This is a genomic window from Janthinobacterium sp. Mn2066, from assembly GCF_049319705.1.
In the GTDB taxonomy this organism is placed as follows: Bacteria; Pseudomonadota; Gammaproteobacteria; order Burkholderiales; family Burkholderiaceae_D; genus Janthinobacterium.
In genome coordinates, this window is record NZ_JBMOUF010000002.1 from 649,295 (window position 1) to 671,987 (window position 22,693).

A 22,693-nucleotide genomic window follows, 5' to 3' on the forward strand; every position below is an offset into this window, starting at 1 on the left:
GGGAAAAAGCAGGGGGCTTACCACACCTGACAAAACCGTAGCGAACGGATGAGATTTGTGGCTGAGAAGCGGAGCTGTGCTTGCACGGGGCCGCCGAGGTAGTGAGCATCGGAGGCCGCAAGTCGCGACGCGCAGTAGGTATTGTTAGGTGTTCTTAATGAAGTCCTAAGCCTATCATTGGGCCGGACTGGCATAGTATGCACATGGAAGACGGAATACCCGTCCCCAAGGTTGCCGGACACCTTCACTGACCGGCACGAATTGTGTTGTTACTGACCACCCTGTTTATCCCTGCGCTCTGATACAGCGTTTCAACCGGCTGCCGCACTGGCGAAGCCGGTTTTTTTTTGTGCTGGTATTGTCGTCATGGTGGCCCGGAACCAGGTTGACGGCTGCTTATGCCGGTTCCCCGGTTTTGACGGTTGCCGCTGGCGTTTTTCTTGGGCGGCCACCTGACTTGCCATTTTCCTGGGCTGCCTTGCGTTTTTCCGGGGTCGATGCGGCGCCGCCGGTTTTGCCATTTTGCGACGCAAGCCAGCGTCTGGAGCCTAAAAAACCGTCGACCAGCGCCGGGATATACAGGTCTGCATCGATCTTTGGAAAGTGTATGCCCAGGCCAGATGGGCTGATTTCAATCACGTCCAGATCGGCCGGGCGCGCATGTTCCAGCCCCTGCGCATGGTGCGGTGAAAATGACAGGTCCAGGCCGGTATCGAAAGAAATCACGATACGGGAAACGTGGCGATCATAGCGCGCAGCCGTTACGCCAGCATAAGCCGCTTTCCTGGCTTCTCCGCGACGATTCGCTGCATCGATGATTTTAGTACGAATGATGTCCATGAATTTCCCCCCCCATTTCGTTATGGGTATTTTTTGAGGGGGGATTTGACGGGCGTCTGGCTGACGCCACTCTGAGGATGAGCTTGGGATATGCCGCCCCGGTACCAGGCAGCATATCCCTGCAGACTACTTTACAACTAATTTACAACATCACCCAGCCTGCCTGGCCAGCCAGGCGTCGATTGCCGGCAAGCGCTGTTCGCGCACGGTGATGCGGTAGCGGATGCCGGCCACCGAGGTGTCGGCGTCGCCGCGCGCGGTCGGCGCCAGGTGAGCCTGGGCGTAGGCTTCGAGCTTGCCTATCATGGCTGCCTGGCTTGATGCGGCAGCCAGGCGCGGGAAGTAGCGGCTGCGCGAGCTGGCGTCGATGCGGGCGTTGACTTGCTCCAGGTGGGCCAGCGCAAAGTCGAAGGCCAGTTCCGGATGCGCGCGCGACACGCGGCTGATCATGGCCGGGCTGTTGGTGACGCCCGGTTCATCGGTCAGCGCCAGGTCCAGTGCACGGCTGGCCAGGGCCGGGTCTTTCGGCGAGGCCAGCAAGTCATACAGCTGGCTGCGGATCAGCGGCGTTTTTTCAGCCTGGGCGTCGGCGTGCAGCTGGTCCCAGGTGGCGGCGTCTGCATGCTGGGCCACCACGGCCAGGATGGTGCGGCGCAGCGGGGCCGGCAGCGCGCCCGGGTCTTGCGCGCGTGCGGCATAACGGCGCTGTGCTTCGGCGATCACGTTGCGGTCGCCCAGGTCGCTGAGGGTAGAGATCAGCTGGCTGCGCAAGGTGGCCACGGGGGCCGCTTCGCCGGTGCGCGCCTGCCAGCCCGTCTGGGCCAGTAGCGGCGCCAAACGGGCAATCGCCCAGGCGTCGAAGTGCTGCTGGCCGCTGCTGCCGGCATATTGCTCATGCAGGCTGGCCAGCGAGCCGGCCACCTTGCCCCACACTTGCGGATCGGCGCTCAGGGGCGTGGCCTTGACCAGGTCGAGAAACTGGGCCGGGTCCTGGCGTCCGGCCAGGCCCAGCGACAGGCTGTCCGACAGCAGGCCCAACTGGTCGATCGAGGCCAGGCCGGCAAAGCTCGCTGCCAGCGCCGCCGCATTGTGCGGCGTGTAGACGGTGCGGTAGTAGCCGGTCTGGCCGGCGTTGACCAGCAGAGGGCCGCAGCCTGGCACGCTCAAGACGGCCTTGCCGTTTTCCACCAGCGCGCGTGTCTGCTGCGCGTTGCCGACGATTTGCGCGATCACGGGCACGCGCCACGACAGGGCTTTTTTGTTGTCGCGGTCCTTGGTAAATTCGTCCTGGGTCAAGGTGACGGTGGTGTTGCCAGCTGCGCAAGTGCTTGCACTGACATTGATCAAAGGCACGCCCGGCTGCAAGGTGAAGTCATGCGCGATGGCGCTGACCGGCTTGCCGGCGGCCGCATCGACTTCACGCCACAGGTCGTCCGACACCGTGTTGCTGTAGGCGTGCTTGCGCATATAGCTGCGCACGGCCGCGCGCCAGGTGTCCGGGCCCACATACGCTTCGAGCATGCGGATCACCGATTCGCCTTTTTGGTACGTGATGGTGTCGAAGGCCTGGCTGGCCTGTTCCACGGTGGCGATACGCTGCACCACCGGGTGCGTGGTGGCCAGTGCATCGAGGCCCATGGCCGCTTCGCGCACGCCCACGGCGGACAGCGCCGTATTCCATTCCGGATGCAGTTTGGCGGTGGTGCGGCTTTCCATCCACGAGGCAAAACCTTCGTTCAGCCACAGGTCGTCCCACCAGCGCATGGTGACCAGGTCGCCAAACCATTGGTGCGCCATTTCATGGGCCAGGGTGGAGTAGATATTTTCCTTGTCAGCCTGGGTCGAGATGGCCGGATTGAACAGCAGGCTGTTTTCAAAGGTGAACACGGCGCCCCAGTTTTCCATCGCGGCAAAGAACTGGCTGCGGCCCGGCGCGGCAATATTGTCCAGCTTGGGCAGCGGATAGCGTACGCCAAAGTAATCATTGTATTCGCGCAAAGTCCTGGCCGATTCGTCGAGCGCGAAGCTGCCTTGCGCCAGCGAACCTTTTTGCGTGATCACGCCAATTTCCGTGCCATCGGCCATGGTTGTCGCGCGTTCGAAGTCGCCCAGGCCGAAGAACAGCAGATAGGTGGACATGCGCGGCGTGACGGCGAAGCTCACGCGCTTGCTGCCGTTGCCCAGGTCTTTGCTGGTCGCCACGGGCATGTTGCCGACGGCCATCTGGCTGCTCGGCACCGTCACGTCGAGCGCGAACGTGGCTTTGTAGTTGGGTTCATCCCACGACGGGATCACGCTGCGCGCATCGGAGTTCTCGAACTGCGTGTACAGTGCGCGCTGGTGGCCTGCCGGTGTATCGTAGTCGAGCGAGAACAGGCCCGTGGCCTGGGTGCCGATCTTGCCGCTGTAATCCAGCGCCAGCTTGTATTGCCCCTTGGCCAGCGGACGGGCGAAATGGAAGGTGGCCGTCTGCGTGGCGGCATCGACATCGATCTTGCTGGCCGTTTGCTTCTTGCCGCCAGCACCGGCGATATCGGCATGCTGGAAAACCAGTTCCAGCGCATTGAGCGTGATCGAGCTGGTGGGCGCGGCCACGTCGATGGTGATCACGGCGCGCGCGGCGAACGTGGCCGCCTGCGCGTTCGGTGTCAGCGACAGCGCATAGTGCTGCGGCGTGACGCCGCGCGGCAATTGCGTGGTAGTGGCATTGGTGGCGCTGGCTTGTTTGGCTGGCGAAGTCGTGGCGGCGTAGCTGGCGCCTGTCAGTGCCGTCAGTGTCAGCACGGCTGCGGCGATGCGGCTGCGGGAAAGATTGCGATACATGGAGTGCCTGTTGGTCATGGGGTAAAACGCGGACCGGCTTCATGGGCCGTCCGCGTCGATCAGTGTGCGGAGGCGCTGGCACACGATGTCAGCGCTTCCGCCGAGCAATCTAAGCTGTAAACGGGTCAAAGTCAACGCGCTTTGGCCGTCTTGCCAGGCTGCTATGATGGTAGCGAAATAAGAGCATTCCATTAATGATAACGAGACAAAACCATGAAACTGTACACCAGCCCCCGCACGCCGAATCCCCGCCGCGTGACCATGTTCATCGCCGAAAAAGGCATCGTCGGCATCGAGGAAGTGCGGCTCGACCTGATGGCGGGCCAGCACCGCGATGCCGCGTTCCGGGCGAAAAACCCGATGGCCCGGGTGCCGGCGCTGGAGTTGCCGGACGGCCGCGTGCTGGCCGAGACGCGCGCCATCTGCACCTATCTGGAAGGCGTGCAGCCAGAGCCGAACCTGATGGGCGAGGGATTTGAAGAGCGCGCCTTTATCGAAATGGCCGATCGCCGGGTGGAATTGCACCTGTTCATGGGCATCGCCAACTGCGTGCGCCACAGCCATCCCGCCCTGGTCGCGCTGGAAAACCCGCAGTTTCCCGATTTCGGCGCAGCGCAGGGAGAAAAGATGCGCGAGACGGCGGCATGGCTGGACCAGTTGCTGGCGCAGCAGCCGTATATCGCTGGTGAACGTTTCACCATCGCCGACATCACGGCCTTTTGTGCGCTGGAGTTTGCGCGGGGATTGATGAAATACCGGCCAGGAGCGGAAGGCTTGCAGCATTTGCAGGCCTTCCGTGACCGGATTGCCGCACGCCCCAGCGCTCAAATCAAATAGAAAGCCGAGAAAATATCCAGGGCGTTGTTGCAAGGCCTCGCCGTACTATTCGTACTGCCTTCGGCCATGCGCCTAGCCCTGAACATTTTTCGGCATTCTCTGATGCTGGCTTGAATGTAACTTTAGCGTATGCCGTCTTACTTCGCCGCTGGTTCTTGCGGGAAGCTTTGCGTCACATTGCCCTGGTCGTCGAGGAAGTTCAGGGCAGGCTTGCCGTCAGGCGACACCAGCATCATGATTTTCGGACGTCCCTGCGCGTCGGCCAGGATCACGGCCGAGGATTTGCCGCGCGTGCGGCCGACGAAGACGCGGCTGGTCTGGGCGCCGCCCGCTTCTTTCCACTTTTGTCGCAGCGCATCTTTTTCCGGGCCTGGCGGTGCCTTGTCCATGGCTTCCTGCAGCGGTGCATAGTCGCTGACCAGGCCGCGGTCGTAGACTTTCAGGCCCGTTTCCATGCTGCCATTGTTTTCGATATGGCTGAGCGACACTTGCTGGTCGCCGCCAAAGCGGTCCATCGAGAAATGCATGCCGGACGCTGGCTTGCCCTTGTCATCGAGCTTGCCATCGAAAATCAGGCCGCCCACTTCGTCACCGCGGCCATTGTAGAAAATCATGCCTGGCTTTTCGCCCCGATGGCTGCTCATGGTCTTGCCATCGACCTTGAATTCCTGCGGCAGGCGTTCGCGGTTGGCGATCACGATGGCCTGGCCACCATCGGCGTTCAGTACATTGATGCGCTCGACATTGATTTCGGAAAAGGTGGCGCGGTCATCTTTCTTGGCAGCCATCGTGAGCAAGGCCACCAGGCCGATGCCGGCCACGCCCAGCATGCCTTTTAATAAACGATTCTGACGTTGTACTTCCTGCAGCAATGATTGATTCATGCACATTCCCGGTTAATTGTTATTTAAATATAAACATTTTACATAGGGCAAACCAGGCGCAGCTTCATGTGCGGCGCCTGGTTTGCCCTGCCCGGCGCCAGTGCGCCGGACAGGGGAGAGTGTCAGTCTTGCAAAAGGGTGTGGATCAACGCAGCTGTTCCAGCAGGAAGGTGTAGGTCAGCGCCCACATCAGCGCTTGCTGGTCATTATTGGCAGCGCCCGCATGACCGCCTTCCGTGTTTTCCCAGTACAGCACGTCGTGGCCTTGCGCTTCCATTTTTGCCACCATCTTGCGTGCATGGCCAGGGTGGACCCGGTCGTCGCGGGTGGAGGTGGTAAACAGGGTGCGTGGATATTTTTTATCCTTCGACACATTCTGGTACGGCGAGTACTTGCTGATATACGCCCATTGTTCCGCTACGTCCGGGTCGCCGTACTCGCCCATCCACGATGCGCCGGCCAGCAGCTTGTTGTAGCGGCGCATGTCGAGCAGCGGCACCTGGCTGACGACGGCGTTGAACAGGTCAGGCCGCTGCACCAGCACGGCGCCCGTCAGCAGGCCGCCATTGCTGCCGCCCATGATGCCCAGGTGGCGCGGGCTCGATACCTTGCGCTTAATCAAGTCCTGCGCCACCGAGATGAAATCGTCATAGGCGCGCTGGCGGTTTTCCTTCAGCGCCGCCTGGTGCCAGCGCGGGCCGAATTCGCCGCCGCCACGGATATTGGCCAGCGCGTACACGCCGCCCTTGTTCAGCCAGGCTTCGCCGATGACGCCGCTGTAATTCGGTTTCAGCGAGACTTCAAAGCCGCCATAGCCATACAGGACGGTCGGGTTGCTGCCGTCAAACTTCGTCTGCTTGTTCATGATGAGGAAGTAGGGCACTTTGGTGCCGTCTTGCGACGTCGATTCGAACTGTTCCACTTTGTAGGGGCTGGCGTCGAAGAAGGCGGGCAAGGACTTGATCTTCGTGCGCTGGTCCTTGTTCGCCGTGCCCAGGTACAGGGTGGTCGGGTTGAGGAAGTCGGTGACGGTCAGGAAATACTGGTCCGAGTCCACGTGGTCGAGTGCGCTGACGGCCAGGGTGCCCAGCTTCGGCGCATCGACGGCGCGGCGCTGCCACTTGCCGTTGACGTGGCGCAGTTCCGTGATGCGGTTCTTGACCTTGTCCAGTTCGGTGATCAGGATGGCCGATTTGGTGGCCGTGACATTATCCAGCGACGACGTGGCCGTGGGTGCAAACAGCACTTCCAGGTCTTGCTTGCCTTGCATGAAGGCATTGAAGTCGGTCGCCAGCAAGGCGCCTTGCGGATACGTCTTGCCATTGACGGTCCAGGCCGAACGCAAGGTGATCAGCAATTGGTCGCGCACGGTAAATGCGGTGGCGTCATCCGGTTTTGGGACTTTTTTCAGGTGATCGCCATCGCGCAGGAACATTTCGCCGCTATAGAAATCGATCTGGCGCTCGATGAACTGGTGCTCATGGCCGGGCGTGAAATCCTTGTAGGCGCCTGCGCTCAAGTCTTCCGGCTTGGCTTCGTACAAGGTGTGCGCCTGCGCCAAAGGCGTGCCGCGCTGCCATTGCTTGATGATGCGCGGGTAGCCGGAGCTGGTCATCGAGCCGGGGCCGAAATCGGTAGAGACGAACAAGGTATCCTGGTCGATCCAGCTGGCGCTGCCCTTGGCTTCGGGCAGGCTGAAGCCGCCCTCGACGAAGGCGCGCCTGGTCACGTCGTATTCGCGCACCACGTTGGCGTCGCCGCCGCCGCGCGACAGCGAGATCAGGCAGCGTTCGCCTTTTGGATACAGGCAAGAGGCGCCAGCCCAGACCCAGTTTTCATTTTCGCTGGCCGCCAGCTGATCGAGGTCGATCACGGTTTCCCAGGCGGGGTCTGCTTTCTGGAATTGCGCCAGGGTGGTGCGGCGCCAGATGCCGCGCACATGCTGGGCGTCGCGCCAGAAATTGTAGTAATACTCGCCGTTCTTGCTGACGTAAGGAATGCGCTCCTTGGAATTGAGGATGGTTTTCAGGCGCGCCTGCAAGGCAGGGAAACCCGGCTGGCCTTCCAGCTCCTTGACGCTGACGGCATTGTGCTGCTTGACCCAGGCCAGGGATTTTTCACCGAGCACGTCTTCCAGCCACAGATAAGGATCCGTCCCTGCGGCATCAGTGGCGGCGGGATCATTGACGGGGGCAGCGGCCGGGGTGGGGGATTGGGCGTGGGCGATGCCCGCCAGGCCCAGCAGCATGCTGCCGGCCAGTTTGCGATATAAAGACATTGCGTTTTTTCCTCGAGGATTCTGGTCTATGGCGTTTTGCAAGCAAAACGGCGCAGCCATGTTGCCATGAATTGCTTCGAGGAACCAGTGTCGTGTCGTTATAGTGAGGAAAAGACATGCCTTTCCAATATTATTTGCTTGTGTGTCCGTTGGCCGTAGAATCTGCGGCCACTTTTTCAGGCACCGGAGGCCGTTCTTGCCACTGCGCTTCTTCACCCCGCGTCTTTTCACCCTGCATCACCCAGATCGGGGCCGACCAGATGACATTGCCATCGTCCTGGATCAGGCGCGCAAAATAAAAGTGCGGGCCGGGCGCCGGCGTAAGACTGATGCTGGGCTGGTCGGACAGGGGCGTGACCGTGCCATTGCGCCCGGGCACGCCTTGAAATAGCGTGATGGCCGCCGCCTGCCGCCCGGCGTCATTGCTGAAACTGGTCGCCAGCAGCAAGGGGCCGTGATTGTCGAAGCGCTCGCCCATCAGGTGGCCATTGGCCGTCAACAGCAGGCGCGCATGCTTGTCCATGGTGGCAAACACGCGCCGCGCGCGCAGCGCCTCGAACAGGCTGTCGCGCGAGAGTGGTGTTCCGGCCGCCACCAGCACTGCCGTGCGGTTGCCATAGGCAGCGCCCCAGTTCGCGCAGTGGTTGTCCTGGTTGCTGCTGAATGCGACGTGATAGCCGGCTTCCAGGGCCCGGTTGCACGCCGCTTCATAATTGCTGCGCCGGGTTTCCGTTTCGCTGTCGTTATTGGAAAAGGCGGACGTGTTCATTACTTCGCACAGCACCATGACGGCATCGCCGTCGGCGCTGTAGCCCAGCGGCTGGCCATCGAGCAGGAATTGCCCTGCATACGCCGGATGGTTGAACTGGCCGATCCAGCCCTGTGCGCGCATCAGCGCATACAGGCCCGCGTAATCGCTTTTCGGCGTTTCCACGTCGGCCAGTAATTCCCCAAGTACATTTCTTTCCCATCCCAGCAAGAGATCGCTGTTCACAATGTTCAGGTGGCCACCCTGGTTGATGACACCCCATTCCATGCCGTACAAGGCCAGGAATCCCGGATGGCCAGCCGTGTAGGCGGCCGCTTGCGCCAATCCGGTCCGGTACAAGGCCAGCGCGGCGGCCGGATCGGCCGTGCCATTCGTACCGTCCGAACCGTCATACATATGGTTGTGTTCCGACGCCATCAGCACGTCCAGGCCATGCTGCTGCGCATAGGCATACGCGTCCAGCGGACCGAAGAGCCCGGTTTGCGGTTCTTGCGCGCCGTGGCAGGCAGCCAGCGCCCCACCGCCATCGCTGTGGTTAGTCTGGCTATGCAGGTTGGCGTAGACCACGCGGTAGGGCGATGCTTCCAGCGGGGAGTCGGGTGTGGCGCCAGGCCCGGTGCCTGCCTTCATGCCGAAGGCGGGCACGTGCGGCCGCACGCCACTACCCCGATCGACGGCAAGCTGCCATTGCTGCTCGACCACCTCTTCATTGCCTTGCCCCTGGTCGGCGATGGCCGTCAGGCGCAACTGGTACAGGCCATCGGGCGCCGGTGAGCAGGCCGCGTGCGGCGGCGCGCGTGCGCGGGCACAGCCATCCCAGTGCAGATTGATGTCGAGTGCGCTGGCCCCCAGGCTGTCCTGTCCCGACCATTGCTGCAACACGGCAGCCTGCGGCGCGGAACCGGCCAAGGTTACCGTCCAGGCTACGCGATGCGGCTGGCCGCCATCCGGATAGGCCAGGCTCACCTGAAAGCTGCGGCCCTGCGCGCGCCTGTCGCCAGCCGCAGCGCGGAAGGGGACATATAAAGTGGCCTCGAGTTCGCTGTGCTCCTTCGCTTCGGGCCGGCTCACGTGGACATCTGCCTGCATGGCGGCCGTCGTACTCCAGGCCAGCATCAGCAAGCCGATACACATGGTGCAAGCCATCCACTTCGCGTGCTGCCGGCACATGCCGACCTCCGCTTTTTCATGTCAATAACGATTGGACAAAACCGCAATGCCAGGGTTCCCCGGCAATCCCTGTCGTTGGCCGGAATGAGGATGCAACATGATCTGGCGCAAATGGATGCCCAGATGAGCGGCGAGGGTAGGTTTTTTTTCAGTGCTTTGCTATATTGCAATCTACAAATTGAACAGGAACTGACGATGCCACAGCCGACCTACGCCATTACCCCGCCGCCCACGCTCTGGCTGACGGGCCTGAGCGGCGCGGGCAAGACCAGCATCGCGCAGGCGCTGGAGCAACAGCTGCGCGCAGAAGGGCGGACCGTGTTCGTGCTCGATGGCGATGTGTTACGGCAAGGCTTGAACCGCGACCTGGGTTTTGCGCCGGGCGACCGGCGTGAAAATATCCGCCGCACGGCTGAAGTGGCGCGGCTGATGAACCAGGCTGGGGTGCTGGTGATCGCGGCGCTGATTTCACCGTACCGCGACGACCGCAGCATGGCGGGCGAAATCATCGGCGCGGCGCAGTTCATCGAGGTCCATGTCAGCACGCCGGTGGCAGTGTGCGAGGCGCGCGATCCCAAGGGCTTGTATGCGCGGGCGCGCGCCGGCGAACTGCCCCAATTTACGGGGGTTTCCGCACCGTACGAGGCGCCGCTGGCGCCCGCCCTGTCGCTCGACACGGGCCTATTGTCGCTCGACGAGGCGGTTGCCTTGTTGCGGCGCCGGCTGGCAGGCTAGTCAGCGTATCTCTACCTGGTAGCGGAAACCCTCGGCCGGGCCGCGCGAACGCCGCCATTCCAGCGGCTGCCGGTCATAGCCCAGCGCCAGGCGCTCGATGATCACCACCGGCTGGCCGGCCTGGATTTCCAGTAGCCTGGCCTCGTCCTCCCTGGCGGAAGCGACCGTCAAGGTTTCCTGCGCCGAAGCGATCACCTTGCCGCAGCGCGCTTCATAAAACGGATACAGCAAATCGGGGAAGTCCTCCACCTCGACCTTCATCAGCGCGGCAAACGGGGCTTGCGGCAGCCAGATTTCCTCCAGTAGCACCGGTTTGCCATCGACCAGGCGCAAGCGCTCCAGGCGCAAGGTCTGCGCCTTCTTTGTCAATCCCAGCGCGGCGGCTACGGCTGCCGGCGGCGTCGTCAAACTGCGTTCCAGGATGCGGCTTTGCGGCACGACGGGCTGGCCTTGCCTGACCTGATGACGGAAAAAACGGAACAGGGAACTGTCGAAGCTGGGCCGGCGGATAAAGGTGCCGCGTCCCTGGTTGCGTTCCAGCATGCCGTCCGCCACCAGCGTTTCGACCGCCTTGCGCACCGTGCCGATCGCCACGCCATACAGCCTGGTCAATTCAATTTCCGTGGGAATCGCCACCCCCGTTTGCCACTCGCCGCCAGCGATCCTGGCCAGCATGTCGTCGCGCAGACGCTGGTACAGGGGCAAACGGTCATCGAGGGCGGGAACGGTGTGTTTCATCATGGACTGGACGAGAATAAGGGGAATGCACAGCACTGTATCTGGATATGGGCTGCCAGTCCATCCTGCGGCGGTGGCCAAAGTCGATTGACAAAGCCAGTCTCTGCGCCTAAGATTCATTCAAACATATATATGTTTGGATGATTTGATAAAAACAGACAGGCCATCGGTCGGCATGCAATTCATGAGACGCAATGTGAGGAGACACAATGTTTAACTGGTATCGGCAGGTATCCGCGCTGGAACGCAAGACGTTCTGGGCCTGCTTCAGCGGCTGGGCGCTCGATGCGCTCGATGTACAGATTTTTACGCTCGCGATTCCCGCGCTGATCGCCGCCTTCGGCCTGGACAAGGGGCAGGCCGGCATGATCAGCGCGGCCACCCTGGTCTCGTCGGCGCTGGGCGGCTGGCTCATCGGCGCCGTATCGGACCGCCTGGGCCGCGTGCGTACCCTGCAACTGACCATCGTGTGGTTTTCCCTGTTCACGTTTTTATGCTCGTTTGCGCAAACCTTCCCGCAATTGATCGTGCTCAAAGCCTTGCAGGGCTTTGGTTTTGGCGGCGAGTGGGCGGCCGGCGCCGTGCTGATGGCCGAATCGGTGCGCAGCGAGCACCGCGGCAAGGCCATGGGCACCGTGCAAAGCGCGTGGGCGGTGGGCTGGGCTGCCGCGGTGATCCTGTACACGGTACTGTTTTCCTGGCTGTCGCCGGACCTGGCCTGGCGCGCCATGTTCATGCTGGGCTTGCTGCCAGCCTTGCTGGTGGTGTATGTGCGGCGCTCGATCCCCGAACCGGCCAGGGCCGTGATTGCCCCATCCAGCGACAAGGTGGCGCTGGTCGGCATCTTTTCCCCCGCTTTGCTGAAAACCACCGTGATCGGCAGCCTGCTGGGCATGGGCGCGCACGGCGGCTATACGCGCTGATGACCTGGCTGCCGACTTACCTGGGCACGGAGCGCCATCTGTCGGTGCTCGGCACGGGCGGCTACCTGGCGGTCATTATCGTGGCGTTCTGGCTCGGCTGCATCGCCAGCGCGCAATTGCTGGACCGCATAGGGCGGCGCCGCAACGTGGCCCTGTTCGCCATCTGTTCGACGATTACCGTGCTGGTGTATCTGCTGATTCCGATGGGCAATACGGCCATGCTGTTTCTCGGTTTTCCGCTGGGCTTTTTTGCCGCCGGCATTCCGGCCAGCCTGGGAGCGCTGTTCAATGAACTGTATCCGGCCGCGATACGGGGCGCTGGCGTCGGCTTTTGCTACAACTTCGGCCGTATCGCCTCGGCCGGATTTCCGCTGCTGGTCGGCTATATGAGCCGCTCCATGCCGCTGGGCGAGGCGATCGGCATCGACGCCGCCATCGCCTATGGCCTGGTGGTGATCACCGTGTTGCTGCTGCCTGAAACGATGGGCAAGAAACTTGACGGCACGCCCGATGCTGCAGTTGCCCATTGATGCACGAATCGGATGACCACGATGACGACGCGCCGCGATTTTACTTTTACCCTGATGTGTTCGGCTGCGGGGATGGCGCTTGCGCCGCTGGCCGGATGCGCGACCACGCAAAGAATGACTTCCATGACCGCTATCGATTGCCATGCCCACGTATTCCTGCACAGCTTGCCGATGCCGGACCCGCGCCGCGCACCGGCCGGTTATGATGCGGCGCCGGCCACCTATCTGGGCTTGCTGGACGCCCACGGCATGTCGCACGGCGTGCTGGTGCAGCCCAGTTTTCTCGGCCTCGACAATAGCTACCTGCTCAGTGTATTGCGCGCCCATCCGCAGCGCTTGCGCGGCATCGCCGTGGTGGCGCCCGGCGTCTCGCTGCAAGAGCTGGACGCCTTGCAGCAGGCTGGTGTGGTGGGTATCCGCCTGAACCTGGTCGGCTTGCCGGCGCCCGATTTTTCCAGTCCTGGCTGGCCGGAGTTGCTGGAGCAGGTGCGCTTGCGCGATTGGCAAGTCGAGGTGCACCAGGTTGCGCAGGAACTGCAGCCGGTGCTGGCGCCCTTGCTGGCCGCCGGTGTCAAGGTGGTGGTGGACCATTTTGGCCGCCCCAGCGCCATGCTGGGGGTGAATGATCCCGGTTTTCGCTATCTGCTGTCGCAGGGACAGACGCGGCGCGTCTGGGTCAAGCTGTCCGGCGCCTACCGCAATGGCCCTGGTGGCCGCGGCGAGGAAACGGCGCTGGCCGCAATGCCCTTGCTATTGCGCGAATTTGGTCCGGAACGGCTGTTGTGGGGGAGCGACTGGCCGCACACGCTGTTCGAGAAAACCGCGTATTACGACGCCGAATTCAAGTTGATGGAAAGCTGGCTGCCCGACCTGGCGCAGCGCCAGGTGGTGCTGCGCGATACGCCGGCGCGCCTGTTCCGCTTTTAATTCAGCGGGACGCTCTTCAATTGGTGGGTGCGCGCCACTTCCTTCATCGCTTCGAGCAAGTCCTCACGCAATTGCTGCGGCAGCTTGCCAAAGAATTCCTCGTCGTTCTGGTCGGCCATGTCGGCCAGTACCGGCACCAGCGCCTCGCCTTCGCTGGTCAGTTCGATCGAGTGCTGGCGGCGGTCGGCCAGCAAGATGGACTTGCTGACCATGCCCTTGCTTTCCAGGCGATCGATCAGTTTCGAGACGGCGCCCTTGCTCATGCCGGCCACTTGCGCCAGCACCGAGGGCGAAGTGCAGCCCAGGCGGAACATTTCCCGCAAAACCACCCATTCGGAAACGGTCACGCCATTGGCTTCGGCTTTCTTTTGGAAGCTGTGCGAGACGTGATTGGAAACAAAGCGTAGCCAGTAGCCCAGGTGCGCTTCAAGTTCGCTGACAGGGGCCGTATTCGGGTGGGACACAGGCGGCATGACGGCCGCTTCAAAATTATGGCTCATTTTTTTTCCTTCACTTCGCTGCGCAACCGGCGGGGTTGAGGCCTTCGCGCTTTTGCTGTCGAGTGGTTTGTTGGGGAACAGTCATATTGCGAAATTATTTCTCACTGATTTGACAAGAATTACAACGTTCCATGCAGATCTTTATTTTCTTTGCTTAAGATGCACTTAAGGCAATGTCTTTTGTGTAACTGTATTGCTAGATAGCAAGATTAAAAAAATAATGCATGTTGTATCTATGGTAACACCATTTTGGTGCATCGATCAACCTTTGATTGGACTTTCTGATAGTGGCCGCGTGGGGCCTCGCCTCTGCCGATCGCGATAGACCACTTGAAAGCCATAAAAACAAACAGATGGTTAGCAGCGACCGGGCGAGCATCGGTTGCCCAGTGTCCATATTCTGGCGTAACCTTCCTGTTTCTGCCCGGCGCAGGCAATCATGGAGTCCAGATGGCCGCAACACCGTACGATGAATCAGCTGCCGTACCCGTTTCAGCGCCAGCTTCCATGCATGCCGAATGCGACCTGCTGGTCGTCGGCGGCGGCATCAATGGCGCCGGCATCGCGCGCGACGCGGCCGGCCGCGGCCTGTCGGTGCTGTTATGCGAACAGCATGACCTGGCCGCGCATACCTCGTCCGCGTCCACCAAGCTGATACACGGCGGCTTGCGCTACCTGGAATATTACGAATTTGGCCTGGTGCGCAAGGCGCTGGCCGAGCGCGAAGTGCTGCTGCGCTCGGCGCCCCACATCATGTGGCCCTTGCGCTTCGTCATGCCGCACGCCCGGGGACAGCGCCCGGCCTGGCTGATACGGGCCGGCCTGTTTTTGTACGACCGGCTGGCCAGACGCGAATTGCTGCCTGCCTCGCATGGCGTCGACTTGCGCAGGCATGTGGCGGGCCAGCCGCTGAAACCGGAGTTCACGCGCGGTTTCGTGTATTCCGATGGCTGGGTCGACGATGCGCGCCTGGTGGTGCTCAACGCCCTCGATGCCAGGGAAAAGGGGGCGCGCATCCATACCCGCACGCGCTGCACGGGCCTGGCGCGCGACGGCGAGCATTGGCGGGCGAGCTTGCAGCATGCCGATGGCAGGCAGTTCGCCGTGCGGGCCCGCGCCGTAGTCAATGCGGCCGGTCCCTGGACTTCCGATTTCTTGCAGCTGGCGGCGCCTGGCAGCCACCGCCAGCATGTGCGGCTGATCAAGGGCAGCCATATTGTCGTCAAGCGCCTGTACGCGCATGATCATGCGTATATCTTCCAGCACCACGACGGCCGCATCGTGTTTGCGATTCCGTATGAGCACGACTTTACCCTGATCGGCACCACCGATCTCGATTACCACGGCGACAGTGGCAAGGTGGAAATCGAGGCGGAGGAAATTGCGTATTTGTGCGCATTGTCCAGCGAGTATTTCAGCCAGCCCATCCTGCCTGCCGACGTGGTCTGGACCTATGCGGGCCTGCGTCCGCTGGTGGAAGAGACGCAGGCAGGTAGCCAGGAAGATGCGAAAGCCGTCACGCGCGATTACCGTTTCGAGCTGGAGCAGCAAGGGCCGCCGCTGTTGAGCATTTTCGGCGGCAAGATCACCACCTTCCGCAAGCTGGCCGAAGAGGCGCTGGACTTGCTGGCGCCGCTCTTGGGCAATACCCGCGGCGCCTGGACGAAACACGCCTGCCTGCCCGGCGGCGACCTGTTTGGCAGCGTGCCGGATAATCGTTCCGTGCGCGAATTTGGCCAGTTCGTGCTGGCGCTGCAGCAGCAATATGGCTGGCTGCCGCCTGCGCTGGTGGCCCGTTATGCACGTGCTTACGGCACCCGCATCCACGTGTTGCTTGCCGGCCGCAGCAGTGTGCCCGAGATGGGCGAGGAAATTGCCGCCAGCCTGTATGCGGCTGAAGTAGACTATTTGCGGCGCTACGAATGGGCGATGAGCGCCGGCGATATACTGTGGCGGCGCTCCAAGCTGGGCCTGCATTTGCCGCCCGAGACGGCTGCCAGGCTGGAAAGCTGGCTGCAAGACCATCCCATATAAGACCTTTAACAACCATGAAACGATACATACTTGCCCTGGATCAAGGCACCACCAGTTCGCGCGCCATCCTGTTCGACCACGCGGGCCGTCCGCACGCCAGCGCACAGCAGGAATTTCGCCAGTTATTCCCGCAACCAGGCTGGGTGGAGCACGACGCCAATGAAATCTGGGCCTCGCAACTGGCGGTGCTGCAGCAGGTGATGCGCGACAGCGGCGTGCAAGCGAGCGAGCTGGCCGCCATTGGCGTGACCAACCAGCGCGAAACCACCGTGCTGTGGGACCGGGCCACGGGCGAGCCCATCGCGAACGCGATCGTCTGGCAAGACCGGCGCAATGCCGCGTTTTGCGAGCAGCTGGTGGCGCAGGGCAAGGCGGAATCGATACAGCAAAAGACGGGCCTGGTGCTGGACGCCTACTTTTCCGCCACCAAGCTGAAATGGCTGCTCGATCACGTGCCGGGCGCCCGCGCGCGCGCCGAACGGGGCGAACTGGCTTTCGGCACCATCGATAGCTGGCTGATTTATCAACTGAGCGGCGCGCACATCACGGACACCAGCAATGCCTCGCGCACCATGCTGTTCAATATCCACACCCTGCAATGGGATACGGACTTGCTGGCGCTGCTCGATATTCCCGCTGCGCTGCTGCCCGCCATCGTGCCGTCGAGCGGCGTGGCCGCGCACACGCATGCGGCGCTGCTGGGCAAGCCCGTGCCGATTGCCGGCATCGCGGGCGACCAGCAGGCCGCTACCTTCGGCCAGGCTTGTTTGCAGCCGGGCATGGCGAAAAATACCTATGGCACGGGCTGCTTCATGCTGATGAACGTGGGCAAGCAGCCGCTGCCCTCGAAAAACCGGCTGTTGACGACGGTGGGCTGGAGCCTGGGCGCAGCGCGAAACAGCACCGACTATCTGCTGGAAGGCAGCGCCTTTATCGCCGGCGCGGCCGTGCAATGGATGCGCGACGGCCTGGGCATCATCCGCGATTCATCGGAAGTCGAAGCGCTGGCCACCAGCGTGCCCGAATCCGGCGGCCTGGTGTTCGTGCCCGCGTTTGCCGGCCTGGGCGCGCCGTACTGGGACCCGTATGCGCGCGGCACCCTGATCGGCATCACGCGCGGCACGGGCAAGGCGCATATCGCGCGCGCCGCGCTGGAAGGGGTGGCGTATCAAAACGTGGACGTGCTGTCCGCCATGCAGGATGACGCCGGCATTGCGCTGCGCGAATTGCGCGTCGATGGCGGTGCGGCCCGCAACGATATGCTGATGCAATTCCAGGCCGACATCTTAAACGTGCCCGTGGTGCGCCCGGTGGTGACGGAAACGACGGCTCTGGGCGCCGCCTACCTGGCAGGCCTGGCCGTGGGTTTCTGGAAGTCGGAACAGGAAATTGCCGCCCAATGGCAGGTGGCGCGGCGCTTCGAGCCCGCCATGGGGGCCGATGAACGCCTGGCCCGCCTGCATAAATGGCAGCGCGCCGTGGACCGCTCGCGCGACTGGAGCGAGTAGGGGACCGGTCGGCGCCTAGTTTCTGGCGTAATACACGGCGTAGCCCACCGTTTCGCGCGGTATCGAATACAGGTCGCGCAGCTCGAAATAGGGCGCGTGCACATTGCCGCTGACGGCGATGCCGGCGCGTTCCAGCGCCAGCCGGAAGCGCGGCACGTGAAAATACTGGGTTGCCACCATGGCGGTCTTCAAGCCATGGCCGCGCAGATAGGCGGCTGCGTTGCGGGCGGTGGCTTCGGTGGTCCAGCCCTGGTTATCCTCGATGATGGCGCTGTCCGGCACGCCCTGCTGGCGCAGGTAGCTGGCCATTGAAGCGGCCTCATCAAAACCTTCCTTGCCCGTGCCGCCACTGACAAACAGGCGCGGCGCGCGCCGTTCCCGGAACTGCTTCAAGGCAACGTCGAGCCGCGCCTGCAAGCGGGGACTGGGTCTGCCATCGGGCGCGATGGTATTGCCGGGAACGACGATCAGGTCGGCTTGCGCTTCCTGATCATGCAGACCAGCGGCAACCAGGGCGCCGGTGGCCAGCAGGAAGGCGCCGGCAGCGGCCAAGGTCAGCAGTATGAGTTTGTGCATCTTTTATCGGAAAACAGGGAATGGCAACATCATACCTGTCCTTTTCGGGCACGCTGGTTCGACAGGTAAATATTGTCCCTTTCAAAAGGCTTGCCTTGCTGCACGGCCGCAATCCATTCTTGCGTACTGACCACGGGGGCAAAGTTGGAATGGAAGACTGTGCTGAAGACGCGGTGGATTTCTTCGGCGCTGGCCTGGCCTGCCGCATTGGCGTAAGGCAGGGAGCCGCTTGCATCGCTGAGGGTTTCCACTTGCAAGCCGTTTTGGGCGGCGTGGAAAATAGCCGTTGCGTTACAGTTGTGCGTCATGTAGCCGACGATGGTCAGGGTGTCGATAGCGTGCTGGGCCAGCCACGCGGCCAGGTCGGTGCCGACAAAAGAGTTACTCATGCTCTTGTTGATGCGGTGGTCCGCCGGGAAGCTGGCGACGGCCGGGTGCAATTGCCAGTTGTCGCTGCCCTTGGCAAACACGGGCGAGTTTTCCGGCGCGTCGTGCTGGACCACGATGACAGGTATGCCGGCGGCGCGGGCGGCATCCATCGCCTTGCTGATATTCGGCAATGAAATATCCACCGACGGAAATGCGATCGGCAGATTGCCCGTAAAGTATTCATTTTGCACATCGATGACGAGCAGGGCGCGGCGTGGAGCTGGGGACATGGAGTTCTCCTTGAAAAGTCCGGTGGTTGAAAAGCTGATATCCGCATTCTGAATTGCTGCGCTTTGCCCGGCGAGTGGCCTGAAGGCCATTATGCGATAGAATCAGGCCATGCTGAATATAAACACTCCCCTGACCGTGGCCGTGCTGGCCTTTGATGGCATGACGCCGTTTCACCTGTCCGTGCCTTGCCTGGTGTTCGGCCGCCTGATGAACGAGCCTGGACTACCGCAGTTCCACGTACGCGTCTGCGCCGCCGATCCTGTGCCTCTGAGCACGGCAGCCGGCTTTGCCATCACGCCCGAGTTCGGGCTCGATGGCCTGGACGGCGCCGACATCGTCATCATGCCGGCCTGGCATGACGATGGCCGCGACGCAACTACGCTCTTGCTCGATGCCTTGCGCGCCGCCAGTGCACGCGGCGCCCGGATGGTGGGCCTGTGCCTGGGCGCGTTTCCGCTGGCCCAGGCCGGATTGCTGGATGGCAAGATCGCCGCCACGCACTGGAGCATGGCGGACGTGCTGTCGGCCCGCTTTCCCAAAGTCAAAGTCGACCGCGAAGTGCTGTATGTCGATGACGGCGGCGTGCTGACCTCGGCCGGCGTGGCGGCGGGTCTGGACTGCTGTTTGTTTCTGCTGCGCCAGCTGGCGGGCGCCGAGGTGGCCAACCGGGTGGCGCGGCGCCTGCTGGTGGCGCCCCATCGCCAGGGCGGACAGGCGCAATTCATCGAACGGCCATTGCCCGTGTCTGGCAGTGACGGCCGGTTTGCCGAGGTGCTGGCCTGCGTGACGGCCAACCTGGGTATGGACCACAACATCGATGCCCTGGCCGAGCGGGCCGCCATGAGCCGGCGTAACTTCACCCGGCATTTCCGCCAGGCCACGGGTACCTCCTTCAAGCAATGGCTGCTGAGCCAGCGCCTGGCCCACGCACAAGGTATGCTGGAGAAAAGCGCAGCTTCGATCGATGTCGTGGCGCAGGAAGCCGGTTTCGGCACGGCCCTGTCGCTGCGCCAGCATTTCCGCGCCAGCCTGCAGACGTCACCGTCGGCCTACCGCAAGCTGTTCCGGCAGCAAGCTGAACTGCTAAAATAAACACTTCACCGTACCACACGGCCATGCCATGTCCAGCACCTCATCCACTCTCATCGACCTCAGCCTGCGCAGTTATGCGGAACTGCGCGCGTCGAACCGGCATGACTACGTGCAGCTGGTGTTGCCCATGCATGGGCAGCTGCTGCTGGAAATAGAGGGCAGGACAGGGCGGGTCGATACGCAGCAGGGCGCGATCATTCCCTCGGGCGCCTGGCATGCCCAGCATAGCCGGGTGGCGAACAGTTCCATCATTCTCGACGTGGCGGAAAGTGCCGTGACCGCTGGCCGGTGGCAGCGGCTGCTGGACCAGCCGTATATGGCGCTCGGCCAGGGGGCGCGGAAACTGATTGAATACATGGGCCTGATGGCGCAGCAACACAGGCTGACGCCGGCCCTGGCGCAGGGCTGGACACCGTTGCTGCTCGACACGCTGGCGCTCGATGAGGCGCAGCCGCAGGCTACGTCACGCCTGAGTGCACTGCTGGTGCGCGTGGAAGGCGATCCGGGCCAGCCGTGGTCGACCGACACCATGGCCCGTTGCGCCAACCTCAGCGTGAGCCGCCTGCACGCCTTGTTCCGTTCGGAGCTGCAGACCACGCCGCATGCCTGGCTGTTGCAGCAGCGCCTCAGCCGCGCATGCGAGCTATTGGCGTCCAGCAAGACCACGATTGCGCAGATTGCACTGGCGGCCGGTTTTTCCGACCAGAGCGCATTGACGCGGGCCATGCGCGACAGCATCGATGTGACGCCGTCCGCATATCGCCGGCAATCTCGCGAGACCAGGTCAAAAGTGCAGTAGAGCACGTCAAGAATGGCGGGCTTACTCCGGCCACACTGTCTTCTTTTCAGGAGATTGTGTATGGAAGTGAACAAGACCCGTCCGGGGATGGCCGCGGGCATAGTCGCGGGGGCGCTGTGGGGACTGGTATTCCTGGCGCCGGCCCTGATCCCCGCGTTTCACCCTCTGGAACTGGCGGCCAGGCGCTACCTGGCCTATGGCCTGATTGCCGCCATGCTGATCGCACCTGCCTGGAAGCGTTTGTTGCGCACCCTGACTTGGCAGGACTGGCGCGCGTTGATCTGGCTCAGCCTGACAGGCAATATCGTGTATTACATCTTGCTGGCCAGCGCCGTGCAAACGGGCGGCGTGGCGCTGACCTCGATGGTGATCGGCTTGCTGCCCGTGGTCGTCACGCTGGTCGGCAGCCGCGACCGGCACGCCGTGCCGCTGCGGCGCCTGCTGCCTTCGCTGCTGTTGAGCGCTGGCGGCTTGCTGTGCATCAGCTGGCAATCGCTGTCGCATCCGGGCCATGCCTCGCTGATCGGCTTGCTGTGTGCGATGGCGGCGCTGCTGTCGTGGACGATGTATGCCGTCAGCAATAGCCGATGGCTGGGCCGGCTGCGCGGCGTGTCGGCGCATGAATGGAACTTGCTGACGGGGCTGGTGACGGGCGTTGGCGCGTTATTGCTGGTGATCCCCGCGCTGGGCTTGGCGACGGCCGGGCGTACGCCATCGCAATGGCTGGTATTTGCCGGCGTGGTCAGCGGCGTGGCGATTTTATGTTCGGTGGTGGGCAATGGCTTGTGGAATTACGCCAGCCGCGTCTTGCCCCTGGCCATGATGGGGCAAATGATCGTGTTTGAATTCCTGTTCGCCCTGTTATATGGCTATCTCTGGGAGCAGCGCTGGCCGACGGCTGCCGAGTGCGCCGCGATGAGCTTGCTGGTGGCGGGCGTGGTGGCCTGCGCCATGGCCCACCACCGGCCATCGCCGCAGGTGGCGCTGAAAAGGACTCAGCCCGATGGCATGCCATCAGGCTGAGCGGGGTGACTGGTGATCTGGGCGACTGTTATCGCCTTGGTTCATGGATCCGGTATTTCTTCACAACCCCGGCCTGGTCGAACATGACGGCTACTTCGCGCGTGCCTTTCGGTTCCAGCAGGGGGATGTAGCGGCTGACGGCCGGCGATTGCAGCTGGTTTTTATACACCCAGACTTCATAGCCGGGATCGAAGCTGACGACGGTGGCGTTGCCCAGGGCAGCGTCGAGGTCGACGCGGGTGGTTTTGCCGACGGTAATGTTCTGATAAATGGCGCCATTCACCGGGGCGCGGTTGACCTTGTATTCGCTGGCGGTGCACATGGCAACGGCCAGGCCCGCGAGGCAGCAAAACGCCAGTTTCATGATTGTATTCATAACATGCTCCCTGTGTGCATCACACTGCCCATCCTGGGGGCGGGGCGTGATGTCAGGACTGCAGTGTGCTGGCGTTTCGTCAAACAGGCTACATGATTATACAAAGGTGCAAATAATGATGCCGCCAGTACCGTATGCCGGTACTTTTAGCGGTTTTGCAGTACCTCGGTGGACAGCGCCAGGGTTTCCTTGATCTCTTCCATGACCACATAGCTTTTCGATTGCGCGGCGCCGGGCAGCTGCAGCAGCATGTCGCCCAGCAATTTGCGGTACTCGGCCATTTCGTGGATGCGCGCCTTGATCAGGTAATCGAAGTCGCCCGACACCAGATGGCATTCCTGCACCTCGGGGATTTGCAGCACTTCGCGGCGGAATTGCTCGAAGGCCAGCGCCGACTTTTGATTCAGGGTAATCTCGACAAACACCAGCAATTTGGCGCCCAGCGCAGCCGGATTGACCTTGGCGTGATAGCCGGTAATGACGCCGTCGCGCTCCATGCGCTTGACTCTTTCGATGCAGGGCGTGATCGACAAACCTACCTGTTCACCGAGCTCTTTCATCGACACGCGGCCATCCTGTTGCAGGATGCGCAGGATGTGCCGGTCCAGCTTATCGAGTCCCCGCGCCGATTCTTTAAGAATTCTCATGATTTATTGCTGAATTTCTCGATT

Annotated in this window: 19 protein-coding genes and 1 pseudogene; 9 read left to right on the forward strand and 11 right to left on the reverse strand. The window is 62.3% G+C overall.

Translation table 11 applies throughout. The annotated features are described in order from the left end of the window. Nucleotides 1-396 precede the first annotated feature (396 nt). Nucleotides 397-840, reverse strand: a complete 444-nt coding sequence (locus ACL9RI_RS06160; RefSeq protein ID WP_422725693.1) for a DUF2442 domain-containing protein — start codon at nt 838-840, stop codon at nt 397-399. Nucleotides 841-990: 150 nt separating this feature from the next. Beyond that, nucleotides 991-3,663: a M1 family metallopeptidase gene (locus ACL9RI_RS06165; protein WP_422725694.1), complete on the reverse strand. Its 2,673-nt coding sequence runs from the start codon at nt 3,661-3,663 to the stop codon at nt 991-993. A 213-nt stretch (nt 3,664-3,876) separates the two neighbouring features. Here ACL9RI_RS06165 and ACL9RI_RS06170 point away from each other — a divergent pair, with 213 nt between their 5' ends. After that, nucleotides 3,877-4,500, forward strand: coding sequence for a glutathione S-transferase family protein (locus tag ACL9RI_RS06170; RefSeq protein WP_422725695.1), 624 nt, complete (start codon nt 3,877-3,879; stop codon nt 4,498-4,500). A gap of 137 nt (nt 4,501-4,637) precedes the next feature. Here ACL9RI_RS06170 and ACL9RI_RS06175 read toward each other — a convergent pair whose 3' ends face one another. From ACL9RI_RS06175 to ACL9RI_RS06185, 3 genes are all read right to left on the reverse strand, one after another. Next, on the reverse strand, nt 4,638-5,384 hold the full coding sequence (locus ACL9RI_RS06175) for a hypothetical protein (protein ID WP_422725696.1): 747 nt from the start codon (nt 5,382-5,384) through the stop codon (nt 4,638-4,640). Nucleotides 5,385-5,529: 145 nt separating this feature from the next. Beyond that, nucleotides 5,530-7,662, reverse strand: a complete 2,133-nt coding sequence (locus ACL9RI_RS06180; RefSeq protein ID WP_422725697.1) for a prolyl oligopeptidase family serine peptidase — start codon at nt 7,660-7,662, stop codon at nt 5,530-5,532. A gap of 130 nt (nt 7,663-7,792) precedes the next feature. Then, complete coding sequence (locus ACL9RI_RS06185) at nt 7,793-9,601, reverse strand: CehA/McbA family metallohydrolase (protein WP_422725698.1); 1,809 nt, start codon at nt 9,599-9,601, stop codon at nt 7,793-7,795. Between the two features lie 195 nt (nt 9,602-9,796). Between ACL9RI_RS06185 and cysC the strand changes: the two genes are divergently transcribed. Continuing rightward, entirely contained in the window at nt 9,797-10,336 is a 540-nt protein-coding gene (gene cysC, locus ACL9RI_RS06190; RefSeq protein WP_422725699.1) for an adenylyl-sulfate kinase, read from the forward strand. Here cysC and ACL9RI_RS06195 read toward each other — a convergent pair whose 3' ends face one another. Then, the gene (locus tag ACL9RI_RS06195) at nt 10,337-11,074 is read right to left on the reverse strand and encodes a GntR family transcriptional regulator (protein WP_422725700.1); all 738 of its coding nucleotides are present in this window, start codon (nt 11,072-11,074) and stop codon (nt 10,337-10,339) included. A gap of 209 nt (nt 11,075-11,283) precedes the next feature. Here ACL9RI_RS06195 and ACL9RI_RS06200 point away from each other — a divergent pair. Both ACL9RI_RS06200 and ACL9RI_RS06205 read left to right on the forward strand, forming a co-directional pair. Then, nucleotides 11,284-12,527: pseudogene (locus tag ACL9RI_RS06200) on the forward strand (MFS transporter). Between the two features lie 21 nt (nt 12,528-12,548). Further along, complete coding sequence (locus tag ACL9RI_RS06205; RefSeq protein WP_422725735.1) at nt 12,549-13,454, forward strand: amidohydrolase family protein; 906 nt, start codon at nt 12,549-12,551, stop codon at nt 13,452-13,454. Here the strand turns inward: ACL9RI_RS06205 and ACL9RI_RS06210 are convergent. Further along, entirely contained in the window at nt 13,451-13,954 is a 504-nt protein-coding gene (locus tag ACL9RI_RS06210) for a MarR family winged helix-turn-helix transcriptional regulator (RefSeq protein WP_422725701.1), read from the reverse strand. The two genes, ACL9RI_RS06205 and ACL9RI_RS06210, sit on opposite strands and share 4 nt — an antisense overlap. 507 nt (nt 13,955-14,461) lie before the next feature. Here ACL9RI_RS06210 and glpD point away from each other — a divergent pair. Both glpD and glpK read left to right on the forward strand, forming a co-directional pair. Further along, a complete protein-coding gene (glpD, locus tag ACL9RI_RS06215) occupies nt 14,462-15,988 on the forward strand; it encodes a glycerol-3-phosphate dehydrogenase (protein WP_422725736.1) in 1,527 nt (508 codons plus the stop codon). A gap of 14 nt (nt 15,989-16,002) precedes the next feature. Further along, entirely contained in the window at nt 16,003-17,496 is a 1,494-nt protein-coding gene (glpK, locus tag ACL9RI_RS06220) for a glycerol kinase GlpK (RefSeq protein ID WP_422725702.1), read from the forward strand. 15 nt (nt 17,497-17,511) lie between these two features. Here glpK and ACL9RI_RS06225 read toward each other — a convergent pair whose 3' ends face one another. Together ACL9RI_RS06225 and ACL9RI_RS06230 are read right to left on the reverse strand one after the other, a co-directional pair. Next, a complete protein-coding gene (locus ACL9RI_RS06225) occupies nt 17,512-18,072 on the reverse strand; it encodes a YdcF family protein (RefSeq protein WP_422725703.1) in 561 nt (186 codons plus the stop codon). Nucleotides 18,073-18,101: 29 nt separating this feature from the next. Next, a complete protein-coding gene (locus tag ACL9RI_RS06230) occupies nt 18,102-18,731 on the reverse strand; it encodes a cysteine hydrolase family protein (protein ID WP_422725704.1) in 630 nt (209 codons plus the stop codon). A 130-nt stretch (nt 18,732-18,861) separates the two neighbouring features. Between ACL9RI_RS06230 and ACL9RI_RS06235 the strand changes: the two genes are divergently transcribed. The 3 genes from ACL9RI_RS06235 to ACL9RI_RS06245 are packed head-to-tail and all read left to right on the forward strand — an operon-like array spanning nt 18,862 to nt 21,646. Then, on the forward strand, nt 18,862-19,824 hold the full coding sequence (locus tag ACL9RI_RS06235) for a GlxA family transcriptional regulator (RefSeq protein WP_422725737.1): 963 nt from the start codon (nt 18,862-18,864) through the stop codon (nt 19,822-19,824). A 28-nt stretch (nt 19,825-19,852) separates the two neighbouring features. Beyond that, nucleotides 19,853-20,623: a helix-turn-helix domain-containing protein gene (locus tag ACL9RI_RS06240; protein ID WP_422725705.1), complete on the forward strand. Its 771-nt coding sequence runs from the start codon at nt 19,853-19,855 to the stop codon at nt 20,621-20,623. Between the two features lie 60 nt (nt 20,624-20,683). Beyond that, nucleotides 20,684-21,646: a DMT family transporter gene (locus tag ACL9RI_RS06245; protein ID WP_422725706.1), complete on the forward strand. Its 963-nt coding sequence runs from the start codon at nt 20,684-20,686 to the stop codon at nt 21,644-21,646. 28 nt (nt 21,647-21,674) lie between these two features. On the opposite strand, the gene ACL9RI_RS06250 is transcribed toward ACL9RI_RS06245, so the two are convergent. Together ACL9RI_RS06250 and ACL9RI_RS06255 are read right to left on the reverse strand one after the other, a co-directional pair. Further along, the gene (locus ACL9RI_RS06250; RefSeq protein ID WP_422725707.1) at nt 21,675-22,022 is read right to left on the reverse strand and encodes a hypothetical protein; all 348 of its coding nucleotides are present in this window, start codon (nt 22,020-22,022) and stop codon (nt 21,675-21,677) included. A 146-nt stretch (nt 22,023-22,168) separates the two neighbouring features. Then, nucleotides 22,169-22,669: an Lrp/AsnC ligand binding domain-containing protein gene (locus ACL9RI_RS06255; RefSeq protein WP_183743565.1), complete on the reverse strand. Its 501-nt coding sequence runs from the start codon at nt 22,667-22,669 to the stop codon at nt 22,169-22,171. Nucleotides 22,670-22,693: the final 24 nt, after the last annotated feature.

Coding starts and splice junctions, on each gene's coding strand:
- ACL9RI_RS06170 (WP_422725695.1), top strand. CDS start 3,877: ATGAAACTGTACACCAGCCCCCGCACGCCGAATCCCCGCCGCGTGACC.
- ACL9RI_RS06210 (WP_422725701.1), bottom strand. CDS start 13,954: ATGAGCCATAATTTTGAAGCGGCCGTCATGCCGCCTGTGTCCCACCCG.
- ACL9RI_RS06255 (WP_183743565.1), bottom strand. CDS start 22,669: ATGAGAATTCTTAAAGAATCGGCGCGGGGACTCGATAAGCTGGACCGG.
- ACL9RI_RS06230 (WP_422725704.1), bottom strand. CDS start 18,731: ATGTCCCCAGCTCCACGCCGCGCCCTGCTCGTCATCGATGTGCAAAAT.
- ACL9RI_RS06240 (WP_422725705.1), top strand. CDS start 19,853: ATGTCCAGCACCTCATCCACTCTCATCGACCTCAGCCTGCGCAGTTAT.
- glpK (WP_422725702.1), top strand. CDS start 16,003: ATGAAACGATACATACTTGCCCTGGATCAAGGCACCACCAGTTCGCGC.
- ACL9RI_RS06205 (WP_422725735.1), top strand. CDS start 12,549: ATGACGACGCGCCGCGATTTTACTTTTACCCTGATGTGTTCGGCTGCG.
- ACL9RI_RS06245 (WP_422725706.1), top strand. CDS start 20,684: ATGGAAGTGAACAAGACCCGTCCGGGGATGGCCGCGGGCATAGTCGCG.
- ACL9RI_RS06250 (WP_422725707.1), bottom strand. CDS start 22,022: ATGAATACAATCATGAAACTGGCGTTTTGCTGCCTCGCGGGCCTGGCC.
- ACL9RI_RS06185 (WP_422725698.1), bottom strand. CDS start 9,601: ATGTGCCGGCAGCACGCGAAGTGGATGGCTTGCACCATGTGTATCGGC.
- ACL9RI_RS06175 (WP_422725696.1), bottom strand. CDS start 5,384: ATGAATCAATCATTGCTGCAGGAAGTACAACGTCAGAATCGTTTATTA.
- ACL9RI_RS06195 (WP_422725700.1), bottom strand. CDS start 11,074: ATGAAACACACCGTTCCCGCCCTCGATGACCGTTTGCCCCTGTACCAG.
- cysC (WP_422725699.1), top strand. CDS start 9,797: ATGCCACAGCCGACCTACGCCATTACCCCGCCGCCCACGCTCTGGCTG.
- ACL9RI_RS06165 (WP_422725694.1), bottom strand. CDS start 3,663: ATGTATCGCAATCTTTCCCGCAGCCGCATCGCCGCAGCCGTGCTGACA.
- glpD (WP_422725736.1), top strand. CDS start 14,462: ATGCATGCCGAATGCGACCTGCTGGTCGTCGGCGGCGGCATCAATGGC.
- ACL9RI_RS06180 (WP_422725697.1), bottom strand. CDS start 7,662: ATGTCTTTATATCGCAAACTGGCCGGCAGCATGCTGCTGGGCCTGGCG.
- ACL9RI_RS06160 (WP_422725693.1), bottom strand. CDS start 840: ATGGACATCATTCGTACTAAAATCATCGATGCAGCGAATCGTCGCGGA.
- ACL9RI_RS06225 (WP_422725703.1), bottom strand. CDS start 18,072: ATGCACAAACTCATACTGCTGACCTTGGCCGCTGCCGGCGCCTTCCTG.